Consider the following 14,975-nt stretch of genomic DNA (forward strand, 5'->3'; position numbering starts at 1 on the left):
AACATGATTTTGATATCTGGTCTCTTTCCATTGGTTAAATGAGTTGAGAAGTCCCATTTAATTCACCTCATCTTTTTACATTAGTATGGGGGAAAAATGGAATTTTTATGCTTATATTTTCCATTATCAAACTTCTTTATTATTGTTTGATAATATTTTATATGTAAAAACGCTCACTTTTGTGAGCGTTTTTTGCCTGAAGGCTTATCTTTTTAGCTATTCTCAATGTTTAATTTCTTCATCCGATATTGCAGGCTTTGCCGGCTTAAACCTAGAAGTCCCGCCGTCTTTGAAATGTTAAAATCATTTTTTTTCAAGACATGCTCAATATAAGATTTTTCAAATAATTCCAATTGGTCCTTTAATGGAACCGTGGTATCTGCATTTTCATTTATAAATGTATCTACAGTTGAGAGGGGGATCATCCGCTCTTTCAGCTGCATTCTGCTGCGATATTGATAGGGTAAATGGGAGTAACGAATAATTTCTTCATCCATTATAATGTTCATTGCCGCTTCAATAATATGCTCTAATTCACGGACATTACCATGCCATTCATATTCAAAGAAGGATTGTTTAACCTCCTCAGATAATCCTTTTACATTCATTTGGAAGCGTTCATTATATTTTTCAATAAAATGCTCCACTAATAACGGTATATCTTCTTTTCTTTCTCTTAATGGCGGAATAAAGATAGTCACCACACCAAGGCGGTAATATAAATCTTTTCGCAAATGATTATTGGCGATGGCATCAATCGGATCCTCATTTATATTGGCAATGACTCTAACATCAACAGGTGTATCTTTGGTATCCCCTATGCGCCGTATCATTTTTTCTTGAAGAACACGCAATAATTTTGCTTGAAGATTTAAATTTAATGAATTGATTTCATCAAGCAGTAACGTGCCACCTTCCGCCTGTTCAAATAATCCTGGGTGATCCGTTGCTCCTGTAAACGCACCTCGTTTCGTTCCGAAAAGCAGGCCCTCAATTAAATTGTCAGGTAAGGCTGCACAGTTTTGCGAGATAAAGGGAGCAGATAACCGGCCGCTGGCATTATGAATACTTTGGGCAAAAAGCTCTTTCCCTGTGCCGGTCTCGCCGACAATTAATACATAAGAAGAGGTACGACTTGCACGGGTGGCAGCTTCGATAACCTCTCGAATAGCAGGACTTTTTCCAATAATTTTATCAAAGGTATACCTCGTAGACCCCTTATACAAATTTCCTTTCATGAGACGTTCTAATTTTGTCACATCGTTTGCTATCTCCACAGCACCTTGCAGGGCATCACCCTGATAAATAGGGATAGTATTGTTTATCGTTGTGATTGCCTGGCCTTTATTATTAAAGTAGGTTTGTTTAACGTTGGCAGTTTCCTTGCCCTCCTGCAGTGCTTTTACGAGAGTACTAGATTGGTCATCCTTAAACATGAACACATCTAATAACTTTTTATTGATAACGTCTTGAAAATCCATGGATTCCATTTGCATCATTTTTTTATTATAAATAATCGACCTGCCTGTTTCGTCGACGGCATGTACCCCGACATCGACCTCATCTAATATCCGTTTATACATCCGATTTAAATATTGTAAGTATTGGATGGTATGATTTGTACTTTCCATGATGACTTCATTCCCTTTGTTTAATCCTTTATGCACCTATTTAATCAAAAAAAACGTAATAATGCAAAATAATTTTGCGTTATGGTAAAAATTATGCGGTATTGTGCAAAAAATAATGGCGGCCTGATTATCAGGAACCCAATAACACCGCAAAAATAATATTGGCACGGAACTTGCATAATGTTTTAACGGAACAATAAAAGGAGGTAAAAAAATGCAAGCGTATACACACGAACCATTTACAAATTTCGCAGATGAAAAGAATATTAAAGCTTTTGAAGAGGCACTAGCATATGTCCAATCACAGTTAGGAACTCATTACCCAGTGGTCATTGGCGGTGAAAAGATTACGACCGAAGAAAAAATCGTTTCTATTAATCCGGCTAATAAAGAAGAGGTGATTGGCAGCGTTTCAATGGCAGATCAAGAATTAGCGGAAAAAGCGATGACTGCGGCATTGACAGCTTTTGAAACTTGGAAAACATGGAAACCGGAGCACCGAGCTAATATCTTATTCCGAGCTGCTGCCATCATGCGCCGCCGAAAGCATGAATTTTCTAGTTATCTAGTAAAAGAAGCAGGAAAGCCGTGGAAAGAAGCAGATGCTGATACAGCGGAAGCGATTGACTTCATTGAATACTATGGCAGACAAATGTTGAAAATCAAAGAGGGTGTACCAGTTCAAAGTCGTGCTGGGGAATATAACCAATTTAGCTATATACCACTAGGTGTCGGGATCATTATTTCACCATTTAATTTCCCATTAGCGATTATGGCAGGTACAACAGTGGCAGCAATTGTTTCTGGTAATACCGTTCTATTAAAGCCAGCAAACTCTACGCCGATTGTTGCTGCAAAATTTGTTGAGTTAATGCATGAAGCAGGGCTGCCAAGTGGTGTATTAAACTTTGTCCCAGGCAGTGGCGCAAAAATTGGTGATTATCTCGTGGACCATCCGAAAACACGTTTTGTATCTTTCACAGGTTCACGTGAGGTGGGCTGCCGTATTTATGAGCGTGCTGCCAAGGTAAATCCAGGACAAATTTGGTTAAAACGTGTAATTGCAGAAATGGGCGGTAAAGACACAGTGGTTGTCGATAATGATGCTGATTTAGATTTAGCTGCAGCATCCATCGTTTATTCGGCTTTTGGTTTCTCAGGTCAAAAATGTTCTGCAGGCTCTCGGGCTGTCGTTCATCAGGATGTTTATGATGAAGTACTCGAAAAAGCTGTTGCCTTAACGAAACAACTTAAACTAGGAAACCCGGAATCTCTTGAAACTTATATGGGACCAGTAATTGATGAGAAATCGTTCAAGAAAATCATGAACTATATCGAAATTGGTAAGGAAGAAGGCAGGCTCATGACTGGTGGAGAAGGAGACGACTCAACTGGTTATTACATTCAACCAACGATATTTGCGGATCTAGATGAAAATGCCCGCCTGATGCAGGAAGAAATTTTCGGGCCGGTTGTGACATTCTGTAAAGCACGTGATTTTGACCATATGATGCAGGTTGCCAATAATACAGACTATGGTTTAACAGGGGCATTAATCTCAAACAACCGCGAACATATTGAAAGAGCCCGCGCGGAATTCCATGTTGGAAACCTTTATTTTAACCGCACATGTACCGGCGCAATTGTTGGTTATCAGCCATTTGGAGGATTCAATATGTCAGGAACAGATTCTAAAGCAGGCGGTCCTGATTACTTACTGCTTCATATGCAGGCAAAAACAACATCAGAAATGCTCTAAGGCATGTAAATAAGGAGGAAAAGAATATGAACGGAACAACAACAAAATCAACGACAATTATTGAACAAACTCACAAATTCGGTGCAAATAATTATCATCCGCTGCCAATCGTAATTGCTAAAGCAGAAGGTGTATGGGTAGAAAATCCAGAAGGTAATCGTTACATGGATATGCTTAGTGCCTATTCTGCCGTTAACCAAGGGCACCGCCATCCTAAAATTATTCAAGCATTAAAAGACCAAGCAGATAAAGTGACCTTAACATCTCGTGCCTTTCATAATGATCAGCTTGGACCATGGTACGAAAAAATTTGTAAGCTGACAAATAAAGATATGGCTCTTCCAATGAACACAGGAGCAGAAGCGGTTGAGACAGCTCTAAAAGCTGCTCGACGCTGGGGTTATGATGTAAAGGGAATTACTGAAAATCAAGCTGAGATTATTGCTTGTACAGGAAACTTCCACGGCCGGACAATGGGTGCTGTTTCATTATCCTCTGATCCTGAGTATAAGCGTGGATTCGGACCAATGCTTCCAGGAATTAAATTGATTCCTTATGGTGATCTTGAAGCGTTAAAGGCAGCAATTACCCCAAATACAGCAGCTTTCTTAATGGAACCAATTCAAGGTGAAGCTGGAATTCTCTTACCACCTGAAGGATTTTTAAAGGCAGCATCAGATTTATGTAAAGAAAACAATGTCTTATTTATTGCTGATGAGATCCAAGTTGGGTTAGCGCGTACAGGAAAAATGTTTGCCTGTGATTGGGAAGAAGTGGAGCCAGATATGTTGATCCTAGGAAAAGCACTAGGAGGCGGAGTGTTCCCAATTTCTTGTGTTGTGGCTAACTCTGATGTTTTAGGCGTCTTTAACCCAGGTTCACATGGATCCACATTTGGCGGAAATCCACTTGCTTGCGCAGTTTCCCTGGCAGCATTAGATGTCATTGAAGAAGAAAAATTGGCGGAACGCTCTTTGGAACTAGGTAAATACTTCCTTGACCAATTAAAAACAATTAACAATCCGATGATTAAAGAAGTACGCGGTAAAGGCTTGTTTATCGGTGTTGAATTAACAGAAGAAGCAAGACCATATTGCGAAAAATTAAAAGAAGAAGGCTTATTATGTAAAGAAACACATGATACCGTAATTCGCTTTGCGCCGCCGCTAGTCATTTCAAAAGAAGAAATCGACTGGGCCATTGCAAAAATTAAAGCAGTATTATCGTAATAATTTTTAAATAAACCATAACTTATAATACGACGGGGTGCCGAAATGTCTGCTAACAAAGTGGTAGATGAAATTACGAAAGACCAGCAAAAAGAGCAAGAATCATTAAATTTATTTTTATCAACACAAACAGTCATCCAAAAAGCACTTAATAAATTAGGCTATACAACCGAAATGTATGAATTATTGAAAGAACCAATTCGTTTATTAACAGTTCGGATTCCGGTTCGAATGGATGACGGTTCGGTTAAAATTTTCACTGGATATCGCTCTCAGCATAATGATGCAGTGGGACCAACAAAAGGCGGCGTCCGCTTCCATCCTGAGGTAGACGAAGAAGAAGTAAAAGCTTTATCAATTTGGATGAGCTTAAAGTGCGGAATTACAGATCTTCCATATGGCGGCGGTAAAGGAGGTATTATTTGCGACCCGCGTAAAATGTCCTTCAGAGAGCTTGAAAGATTAAGCCGCGGATATGTTCGTGCCATTAGTCAAATTGTCGGTCCAACAAAAGATATTCCAGCTCCGGATGTCTACACGAATTCGCAAATTATGGCCTGGATGATGGATGAGTACAGCCGTTTACGCGAGTTTGATTCACCAGGGTTTATTACTGGAAAACCGATTGTTTTAGGAGGATCACAAGGCCGTGAAACTGCGACTGCCCGAGGCGTAACCATCTGTATTGAAGAAGCGGTCAAGAAAAAAGGTATCGAGCTAAAAGGGGCACGCGTTGTTATTCAAGGATTTGGGAATGCCGGAAGCTTCTTAGCGAAATTTATGCATGATGCCGGAGCAAAAGTTGTCGCTGTTTCTGACGTAAATGGTGCTGTTTACGATCCGAACGGATTAGATATTGATTACTTGCTCGATAGAAGGGACAGTTTCGGCTCTTTCTCACAATTATTTAAAAATACGATTACGAATAAAGAACTGCTTGAATTAGACTGTGATATCCTTGTTCCTGCAGCCATTTCCAACCAAATTACGGCGGAAAATGCAGCGAATATTAAGGCATCCATCGTTGTGGAAGCGGCAAATGGACCAACATCACTTGAGGCAACAACAATTCTGACAGAACGTGGTGTCCTGCTTGTTCCAGATATTTTAGCAAGTGCCGGGGGTGTAACAGTCTCTTATTTTGAATGGGTGCAAAATAATCAAGGCTACTATTGGTCAGAAGAAGAAGTGAATGAAAAACTGGCAAAGGTTATGGTTGGTTCTTTTGAAAATATTTATCAAACTGCTGAAACACACCAAGTAGATATGCGTTTAGCTGCTTATATGGTTGGTATTAAAAAAGTGGCCGAGGCATCAAGGTTCCGCGGCTGGGTATAAAAACGTAAAATTTTTATGGTAACTTAACTTTCGCCTATTAGCAAAAACCGCAATGACGAACGAAATCATTATAGGAGTGAAAAAATTTGCGAATGGTAATGGAAACTATTTACAGTCCTTGTTCCGGCACCGTAGAAAAAGTTTTAACTAAAGAGAACAATCATGTGTATGAGTGGGAAAGATTGTTCTTAATTAAAACCCATAATGGTAAGATTGAAGAGATTTCGATTGGCATAAGCGGTCATATTACATCGCTGCATGTAAAGCAGGGCCAAAGAGTTACCAAAGAAACTTCTCTAGCAATTATTCAAGATGATCTATTAATTACAGGCAGTGATTAAAAAAAAGATGCTCTTCCCATTTTTTATGGGAAGAGTATTTTTGCATTCAAAGTGCAAAATATTTATAAAATCTGCAAAAAAAATTGGCATAATTGTTCGAAAAATGTTCATAAATTAGGATTTAGAAAGTTGGCATAGAAATTGCATTTATATAAAGTAGAAATAGTGATTAATTTAGAAAGATTTGGTCGTTGATAAATTTCGACAAATATTTTAATCTTTCATTTGTGACAGGAAGGTGTAAAACTTTCTATTACAAAAATTATCCTATTTTATCATAATTCGTCTTAATTTTGAAAGCGTATTCTTCATCAAGGGAACAAGGAGGAAATTTAATGAATTTACCGGAAAACAATGCATCACATGAATTACAAAGAACGATGAAGTCCAGACATCTGTTTATGATTTCACTTGGAGGAGTTATCGGATCAGGACTATTCCTTGGCTCAGGATATACGATTAGCCAAGCAGGACCAACAGGTGCCATTCTTTCCTATATTGTCGGCGGCTTAATCATGTTTTTGACCATGGTATGTCTGGGTGAACTATCCGTAGCCATGCCTGTCTCAGGGTCTTTCCAAACATATACGACTAAATTTATTGGACCAGGAACAGGTTTCGCACTTGGATGGCTATACTGGCTCGGGTGGTCTGTTACGGTTGCGCTAGAATTATTGTCTGCCGGTCAGCTTATGCAAAGATGGTTTCCTCATTCACCGATTTGGATTTGGTGTGCGATCTTTGCCATTTTATTATTTGCACTAAATGCACTTTCAGCAAAAGCGTTTGGGGAAGCAGAATTTTGGTTTTCCAGCATTAAAATTTTAGCCATTATTATGTTTATTGTTTTAGGCGGCGCTGCCATGTTCGGTCTAATTCACATGAAAGGCGGACATGCTGCACCATTTTTATCTAATTTTACAGCACATGGGATTATGCCGCACGGATTCACTGCACTAATTGTTACCATGCTTGCGGTCAACTTTTCGTTCCAAGGGACCGAATTAATTGGTATCGCAGCAGGTGAAAGTGATGACCCGGAGAAAACCATTCCAAAATCAATTAGACAAACGGTTTGGCGTACACTGTTCTTCTTCGTATTAGCAATCTTTGTAGTAGCTGGGTTAATTCCGATGGAAAAAGCGGGAGTTGTCGAAAGTCCATTTGTTGTCGTTTTTGATAGTATCGGTATCCCTTATGCCGCTGATATTATGAACTTTGTTATTCTAACTGCCTTGCTATCTGTTGCGAACTCAGGTCTTTATGCGGCAACACGTATGCTTTATGCGATGTCTAAAGAAAAAATGACCAGTCCAAAGCTCACAAAAGTAAGCAAAAGTGGAGTTCCACTTAACGCTTTATTTTTTACAATCGGTATTGCACTTTTATCCTTACTTTCAGGATTTTTTGCAGAAGAAACAGTCTTTATGTGGCTGCTCTCCGTAGCAGGATTAGGAGCACAAGTGGGATGGATTTCCATTACAGCTTCACAAATTGCTTTCCGGAGAAAGTTTATTCGCGAAGGCGGTAAAGTGGAAGATCTTAAATTTAAGACACCTTTTTTTCCACTTCTCCCGATTATTGCATTAGTCTTAAATGTTTCCGTTCTTGTAAGTCTAGCTTTCGACCCTGACCAAAGGCTGGCATTATATCTTGGAGTTCCGTTTGTGGCTGCTTGTTACTTGATCTATCATTTTAAAATTAAAAAGAATCGTGAACAGGATGGGACCGAAGAACAAGAACTTCAGCTTCAGGACAACAAAAAAATGATCATCTAATTGTTGATTGGAGCGCAAATCAACAGCCAATTTGTTAGACCGCTTGGGATTCCAAGCGGTTTTTTGGATATTTCTATCCAAACTTCAAACAATAAAATTGAGGTGATAGACATGGGAGATTGGAATGAGCAGGCTGCTCCTAATAATAATTTGCCGCCAAAAACAATTCGGTCATCAGAAATGCTGTTGGGGGACAAAGCAAATCATGCGTTCAAAGAGGTATTATCAGATGGCGGTGAGCGAGACCAGTTCATTAAACGCCAAAAAAACGACCTAAAAATGAAATAATAGAAAAAATCAGTGACGATAGAAAATTTCGTCACTATTTTTCTTTACAAATGAATTGGAACGATGTAGAATTTCTATGTACCTAATATTTCTAGGTAGGTGAGAAAATGTTTAACCGCGAATTAGTGAAAGGCAGTACTTCGTTAATTTTATTGCAATTATTAAACGAGCGCGATATGTACGGCTATGAATTAGTGAAAGAGCTGGAACAGCGCAGCGATAATGGCTTGAGCGTGAAAGAAGGGACCTTGTATCCGGCTTTGCACAAACTGGAGAAGCAGGAGTATATTGAATGCTATTGGCAGGAGCAAGAAAAAGGTCCCGCACGTAAATATTATCGAATTACAAATGCCGGAAAAGAACTGTTAGATGAGAAAACTCGCGAATGGCAGGATTTTGTTCAAGTTATGAATAAAGTAATTGGGAGATCGAAGCATGGAACGGTCAAAGAGTAGGTTTCTTGATGAACTATCAAAAGGATTGATAAACCATAAAGAAAAAGAGAATATTCTTCTTGAATATGAATCCCATATTGAAGAAATCTTGGTTGAATCCTATGATTGTAATACTGAAGCTGAAATCTATAATAGAATTGTCTCCCGTTTGGGCAGTCCGGATGAGATTTCTGGCTTGTGGAATGAGGAGCTCTCGGTTACTCCTAGTAATATGAAATGGCTGTTCATTCTGTTAAATATCATCTTTTTCGGTGGAGGAAGCTTATTAACATTAGCCCATAATCTTTATCAATGGGAATGGCTGTCTGCTATTTGGCGCCAATTAACTGCAATTCCTATTCTTATTGCCTTTTTATACATGTTATTTTGGGCATTGCTCGGATATGAAATCGGCAAAGGTTTTGGTCATAAGGGGAAAAACCTTTTAAGAAAAACGTTCTTACTTTCTCTAATTCCAAACTTATTGTTAATGGTTCTGACAGTATTTGAAATCATACCTCATTCATGGTTTGCACCATTATTAACGAAAACATTTATTTTTGCTTGTATCATTTTTACCATTTTTCTTTATCCAATTAGCTGGTTTGGTTACCGCTGGGGAAGGAAAGCGTCGATATAAGCAGTTTTTTTTGAGTATATACCTAGTAAAACTATATATATAGAAAATCTACATAAAAGAGGGATGACGATGGAAACAAAAATTAGTAAATCAGATTGGCTGTTTTTGGTTTTATGCTTACTGCTAGGTATTTTAGGGGAAGAAGCATTTTTCCAAGGTAAAATTGGCATTTCTTATTTTGTTTTTATTGCAGGTTTTTACACGGTATTTTTTTGGCGTTACCGCCGATACACTTTTTCTCATCAAAGAATAGGCTATCTGATTCTTTGTTGCATCTGGCTCCTGTCTGCAAGCTTTTTCTTGAACGACAACGAAGTTTTTTATGGACTTAATTTAATGGCAATTCCTTGCTTTGTCATCTTTCATCTTGTTTTAGTCACCAGCCCGAAACAAATGAAGTGGAATCAACTTGGAATGATTCCATATTTGTTTTCTATGCTTTTAGATTCAGTAAAATATAATGCGGCTTTTTCTAGTGTGTTTGCAAAGGGATTGAAACAAGGTGTTAACGAGGAGAAAGCCGTCATATGGAAAAAAGTACTTATTGGATTGGTCATTTCACTGCCCGTTTTATTTATCGTACTAAATTTACTCATGTCAGCTGATGTACAGTTTAAACGGATGATAGGAGATATACCGGATTGGTTCAACGTCATCGATGTAGAAAGTATTTTTAGGGTTGTAGTTATACTCTTTTATACCGTTGGCTTTTTTGGATTCATGCAGATTCTTTCTAAAAAACAAATTAAAGTTATCAAACAGACCGTTAACGATCCAGGGTCCAAACTTGATTCAATTATTACCATTACGGTTTTAATTGTAATCAATATGGTATATTTATTATTTACGATGGTTCAGTTTAAATATTTCTTCAGCGGTACTTTGCAAGGGGATTATACGTACGCAGAATACGCACGAAAAGGCTTCTTTGAACTATTGTTTGTAACGATGATCAATTTATCGATTACTGTAGTTGTCCTGACCGTCGTTAATCATGGTGTTAATTTTGTAAAGCGGTTTATGCAAATATTGCTTACCATTTTGGTATTGGCTAGTTTTATTATGCTCATATCTGCCTTTATGCGTTTAGGCATGTACGAGGACGCCTATGGATTCACCTTTACCAGGATACTTGCCCATTCGTTCATGATATTCCTTGTTGTCATTTTCATGTATACGTTGGTCAAAGTTTGGGTTGAAAAACTGTCATTATTCCATTTTTACTTTATTTCCTCTTTAATTTATTTCACAGCCATCACAGTTATTGACTTAGATAAAATGGTGGTAAAGGAGAATATGGATCGCTACAAGGAAAGCGGGAAGATCGATATATACTATCTCAACGACCTTTCCTACACAGGTGTAATGGGATTGATTGACCTTTATGAAAAGGATAAATCGATAAAGGGACTAGAAGGAATATTGATTGAACGGAAGCAGCAGGCCCTAACAGAAAATAACCCTTGGCAGTCCTATAATTTAAAAAGAGAGCAGACATTCGCTAAGCTTAAGAAGCTTGATTTGAACTAGAAAAAAAGCATGCAAAAAAAAAATTGCATGCTTTTCTTTTTTTGTGTAACTTTTTCAAAAATATTTCGTCTATCTAAATTGCGAATATTTTAAAAAGTTGATTTTTGTGGGGGGATGAAATGAAAAGATTTTTACGTAATATTATTCGATTAGTTTTGATTATTGCAGGGTTCCTATTTATTTTTAAACTTCCATCCTTATTAGGAATTGGAAAAGACCATGTTGTGTTTAATTTTGAAACGTTTTGGTTGGGTGTGAGGTCAGATTTTCAATCTTTATTTCGAATAAAGGATGCAGCCTATCTTTCGTTTTTTAAGCAATTGAACATTGCGGAAAGTTATCAGTATTCCATTACGATACTATTTTTTAGTTTAATTTTTATTATTTTCATGGGTTTGGTATTTGCAGTTTTGGTTATTCTTGCTCCGGAAAAGCTGAGAAATAGTTTAAAAAGTGGTATTAACTTTTTTGAAGCAGTCCCAGATTTGTTAGTGATTTTTTTATTTCAGTTTTTTGTCATAATACTATATAAAAAAACAGGAATTAAATTTTTACAGTTATATGGGGTTTTCGGTGCAAAGCCATACTTTGTCCCAATCATAACAGTCTCCTTCCTGCCTTTATTTTTATTGATTCAGTTTTTAATTAAGGTTATAACCGACGAACAATCCCAGCAATACGTGCTCTACGCGAAAGCCAAAGGAATCGGACGCCTTAGAACCCTGCTTTTACATATTATGAGAAACATTTTTCCACTTTCTGTATTACAGCTCAGAACCATTGTTTGGGTACTACTTTCCAATATTTATTTAGTTGAATATTTGTTTAACATTAATGGATTTACACAGCAATTTTTTAAAATCATTTCTATGGGAGGAGATTTCGTCTCGCTCGTAGTCTGTTTGCTAATGTTTTCGATTCCATTGTTGGTCATTGAAGCAGCAGGCTGGACGATTTCAAAGTTAATAAGAGGGAAGGAGCGCGTATCTATATGACGAAATATAAAAAAACAATCATCGGTTCTTCGTTACTTCTTCTTCTGTTATTAATGAGTAATTTCTATCCTGCTTACGGACCGAAAGATTATAATCATCAGGTTTTAGTTAAAAATGAACAAGGAGTGATCACTGGCAGGGCACCATTTCCACCTTCCGAAAAGCATTTGCTTGGAACTAATCGAAATGGTGAAGATATTCATTGGCTTTTACTATTTGGGGCAAAATTCACGCTCATTTCTACATTTGGAGTTGCTATTTTAAGGGTGTTAATTGGAGGATTATTGGGGATTTTTCTATCAATCTGGGCCCCTTTTTTAAAAAGTTATGTGAAGGACTTTTTCCTGCCTTTTCGTTATATCCCTTTAATTCTCATAGGTATTATATTAATGATTCCGATTGTCGGGGATTTTAATGATGTTTCCATTTCATCGATTATAACCTATCAAATTATTATTCTCGTTTTTATTGGCGTACCGTCTGTAATAATATTCGCTTCAGATGTAACGGATGAGTTATTAAAAACATCCTTCGTTCAAAGTTCTATTCTGATGGGAGCTGGTAAATTTCATCTTATAAAAAGACATTTGCTGCCCCATTTACGTTCATACAGCGTTTTATTTACCGTTCAGCAGCTGATCAGTACGCTTCACATAACGATGCAGCTTGGGCTGTTTGGAATGTTTCTCGGCGGAAGGAATCGGGCGGGAATCTTTGGAATTGATGACCCAGATAATCCACCGCCACATCCGGCAACAATCACTAATGAATGGGCCGGATTAATCGGCCAGAACTTTAATGAATTTTTGCTTGCACCCTGGACTATCTTTAGTCCTGTGATTGGGTTTTTTATTGTCATTGCTATTGTTAATATGATTAAAAAAGAATTGGAAGAAAACATGAGTGGCCTGCAGGTTGTGAAAAAGAGGGAAAAGAAGAAAAAGATCTCTAAGGATGAATCCCGATCCTTTGTGAAACGAGGCTTATTTGAATTCGTTCAGAAGCTTTAGCAGCATGATATTTTTGAACTAAATAAAAGTCATTGTGAATATCTTTGTATAAAAATAGGGGGAGAGTTGTCTATGAACAGAAAAGATGTCATCCTTGAGCAGTTTTTATTATGTCATAACAAAAATGGCTGGTTTGTATCCTTTCAAAGTGCTGCAGCAGGGCTTACCGCTGAGCAGGCATTATGGAAAGGGGAGAAATCCGAAAACTCCATTTTGGAAATCGTCAGTCATTTGGTTTTTTGGAATGAACGATATTTAAAGCGGTTTAAAGAAATTCCAATTCCTGAAATGGAAGGGGATAATGATACTACTTTCACTAATGTGCTAGAATGGACCGAGGCTGTCGAGAGGTTCAATGCTGTTATGACTGATTGGTATAGAGAGGTGAGTGAATGTAAGGATTCGAAATTTGATCAGCCCGTTCCGGATACGAATCATCCGTGGATTGAGACTTTAACAAGTATCACACTTCACAATGCTCATCATATTGGTCAAATTGTCACCCTTCGTAAAATGCAGGGATCTTGGGAAAAGGAACAAGGTGTAAGTTAATCAGGATAGATGATCAAAACCGGACCTCGGTCCGGTTTTTTTATTGAGGAAGGAAAAATTCTACAAAAATTAATAAGTATTCTACAAATTTATAAAGGGATCCTACGAAATTCTGAGTGAATTCTACAAATTATAAGGAGTATTATACAAAACCAAGAGGCTGCCTTCGAAATTAATTGGTATTCTACAAAAAATTAGAAAGATTTCACAAAAATAACTGGGTATTCTACAAAAATAAGTGATTATTCTACAAAAATTAAGAGGTATTCTACAAATTTTGCCTAGCATCGAAGCCACAAAAAAAGCAGGGTCTAGATGACCCTGCTCATGCTTAGTATTAATCCCCACTAAACATATCAAAGATTCCCTTTGCAATACTGCCTTCATCCTTACTGCCTCCGCGGGAAGGGGCTGCAGCAAATACACGGCTGGCAAGGCGGCTGAATGGCAGTGATTGGATCCAAACGGCCCCTGGACCACGTAACGTAGCGAAGAATAAACCTTCACCGCCAAATAAGGCAGTTTTAACACCTTTAACAAATTCAATATCATAACTAACACTGCTTTCCATGGCTACTAAACAGCCTGTATCCACTCGTAATGTTTGGCCGTGTTCAAGTTCTTTTTTTATTATCGTGCCCCCGGCATGGACAAACGCCAGACCATCGCCTTCCAGCTTTTGCATAATAAAGCCTTCTCCACCAAAAAAGCCTGCGCCAATTTTTCGCTGGAATTCAATTCCTACCTGAACCCCTTTTGCGGCTGCAAGAAATGCATCCTTTTGACAGATGATTTTCCCGCCATGTTGACTTAAATCCATTGGAATGATTTTACCAGGGTAAGGAGAGGCAAAGGAAACCCGCTTTTTTTCTGCTCCCGAATTGGTAAAGGTAGTCATAAACAAGCTTTCACCTGTAAGAACCCGTTTACCTGCACTAAAAAGTTTTCCCATCAAGCCGCCACCGCCGCCAGCAGATCCATCACCAAAAATGGTCTCCATATGTATGTCATCTTCCATCATCATGAAGCTGCCTGCTTCAGCCACAACCGTTTCATGAGGATCAAGCTCAACTTCCACGAACTGCATATCATCGCCATATATCTTGTAATCGATTTCATGATTATTCATTGTAATCCCTCCAAATTTTAAATAGTTCCTATTTACATTATAAAAAATTTAGGAGAAATATACTATTTTTAAATGAAGATAAAATAAAAAGACGTCTGTCAAAAACAGACGTCTTTTGCGTATTGAGGCGAAAAACCACACTCCACATTGTGTGTTCCTAAAAGGAATGTTTTTCGGCTTACACAATTCAGCTCATCGCTTAATTATCTTAACATTTATGGGCCAAAGAACACAAGAAAAAAATTTTGGTTTATTTTTCAAACAAAACTCTTGCTAGTATATGTGAATTATTCTATATTCAAATAATCAGATATACAAAAA

The 14,975-nt window shown here is 37.8% G+C and carries 14 protein-coding genes; 12 read left to right on the top strand and 2 right to left on the bottom strand.

What is annotated here, in order from left to right; genetic code table 11:
* Positions 1-212 precede the first annotated feature (212 nt).
* Complete coding sequence (locus PH210_RS12670) at positions 213-1,631, bottom strand: sigma-54 interaction domain-containing protein (RefSeq protein WP_289985787.1); 1,419 nt, start codon at positions 1,629-1,631, stop codon at positions 213-215.
* 214 nt (positions 1,632-1,845) lie between these two features.
* Between PH210_RS12670 and pruA the strand changes: the two genes are divergently transcribed.
* From pruA to PH210_RS12730, 12 genes are all read left to right on the top strand, one after another.
* Entirely contained in the window at positions 1,846-3,390 is a 1,545-nt protein-coding gene (gene pruA, locus PH210_RS12675; RefSeq protein WP_289985788.1) for an L-glutamate gamma-semialdehyde dehydrogenase, read from the top strand.
* A 26-nt stretch (positions 3,391-3,416) separates the two neighbouring features.
* Positions 3,417-4,619 (top strand): ornithine--oxo-acid transaminase, encoded by a 1,203-nt coding sequence (locus PH210_RS12680; protein ID WP_289985790.1) that lies wholly within the window; start codon positions 3,417-3,419, stop codon positions 4,617-4,619.
* A gap of 45 nt (positions 4,620-4,664) precedes the next feature.
* Complete coding sequence (locus tag PH210_RS12685) at positions 4,665-5,957, top strand: Glu/Leu/Phe/Val family dehydrogenase (protein WP_289985791.1); 1,293 nt, start codon at positions 4,665-4,667, stop codon at positions 5,955-5,957.
* Between the two features lie 86 nt (positions 5,958-6,043).
* On the top strand, positions 6,044-6,298 hold the full coding sequence (locus PH210_RS12690) for a biotin/lipoyl attachment domain-containing protein (protein WP_289985792.1): 255 nt from the start codon (positions 6,044-6,046) through the stop codon (positions 6,296-6,298).
* Positions 6,299-6,633: 335 nt separating this feature from the next.
* Positions 6,634-8,076, top strand: coding sequence for an amino acid permease (locus PH210_RS12695; RefSeq protein WP_289985793.1), 1,443 nt, complete (start codon positions 6,634-6,636; stop codon positions 8,074-8,076).
* Positions 8,077-8,364, top strand: a complete 288-nt coding sequence (locus PH210_RS12700) for a hypothetical protein (RefSeq protein ID WP_289985795.1) — start codon at positions 8,077-8,079, stop codon at positions 8,362-8,364.
* A gap of 107 nt (positions 8,365-8,471) precedes the next feature.
* Positions 8,472-8,819, top strand: coding sequence for a PadR family transcriptional regulator (locus PH210_RS12705; protein ID WP_289985797.1), 348 nt, complete (start codon positions 8,472-8,474; stop codon positions 8,817-8,819).
* Positions 8,800-9,438: an HAAS signaling domain-containing protein gene (locus PH210_RS12710; protein WP_289985798.1), complete on the top strand. Its 639-nt coding sequence runs from the start codon at positions 8,800-8,802 to the stop codon at positions 9,436-9,438. The genes PH210_RS12705 and PH210_RS12710 overlap by 20 nt, the downstream gene beginning before the upstream one ends.
* A gap of 69 nt (positions 9,439-9,507) precedes the next feature.
* Positions 9,508-10,968 (top strand): DUF4153 domain-containing protein, encoded by a 1,461-nt coding sequence (locus tag PH210_RS12715; protein ID WP_289985799.1) that lies wholly within the window; start codon positions 9,508-9,510, stop codon positions 10,966-10,968.
* A 119-nt stretch (positions 10,969-11,087) separates the two neighbouring features.
* On the top strand, positions 11,088-11,963 hold the full coding sequence (locus PH210_RS12720) for an ABC transporter permease subunit (RefSeq protein WP_289985800.1): 876 nt from the start codon (positions 11,088-11,090) through the stop codon (positions 11,961-11,963).
* Positions 11,960-12,973: a hypothetical protein gene (locus PH210_RS12725; protein ID WP_289985801.1), complete on the top strand. Its 1,014-nt coding sequence runs from the start codon at positions 11,960-11,962 to the stop codon at positions 12,971-12,973. The genes PH210_RS12720 and PH210_RS12725 overlap by 4 nt, the downstream gene beginning before the upstream one ends.
* Before the next feature lie 72 nt (positions 12,974-13,045).
* Entirely contained in the window at positions 13,046-13,525 is a 480-nt protein-coding gene (locus PH210_RS12730; RefSeq protein ID WP_289985802.1) for a DinB family protein, read from the top strand.
* Between the two features lie 337 nt (positions 13,526-13,862).
* Here the strand turns inward: PH210_RS12730 and PH210_RS12735 are convergent, their stop codons facing one another.
* The gene (locus PH210_RS12735) at positions 13,863-14,654 is read right to left on the bottom strand and encodes a TIGR00266 family protein (RefSeq protein WP_289985804.1); all 792 of its coding nucleotides are present in this window, start codon (positions 14,652-14,654) and stop codon (positions 13,863-13,865) included.
* Between the last annotated feature and the right edge of the window lie 321 nt (positions 14,655-14,975).

Origin of the sequence: Paenibacillus sp. BSR1-1, from assembly GCF_030403775.1 — a bacterium.
Classification (GTDB): domain Bacteria; phylum Bacillota; class Bacilli; order Bacillales; family Cytobacillaceae; genus Neobacillus.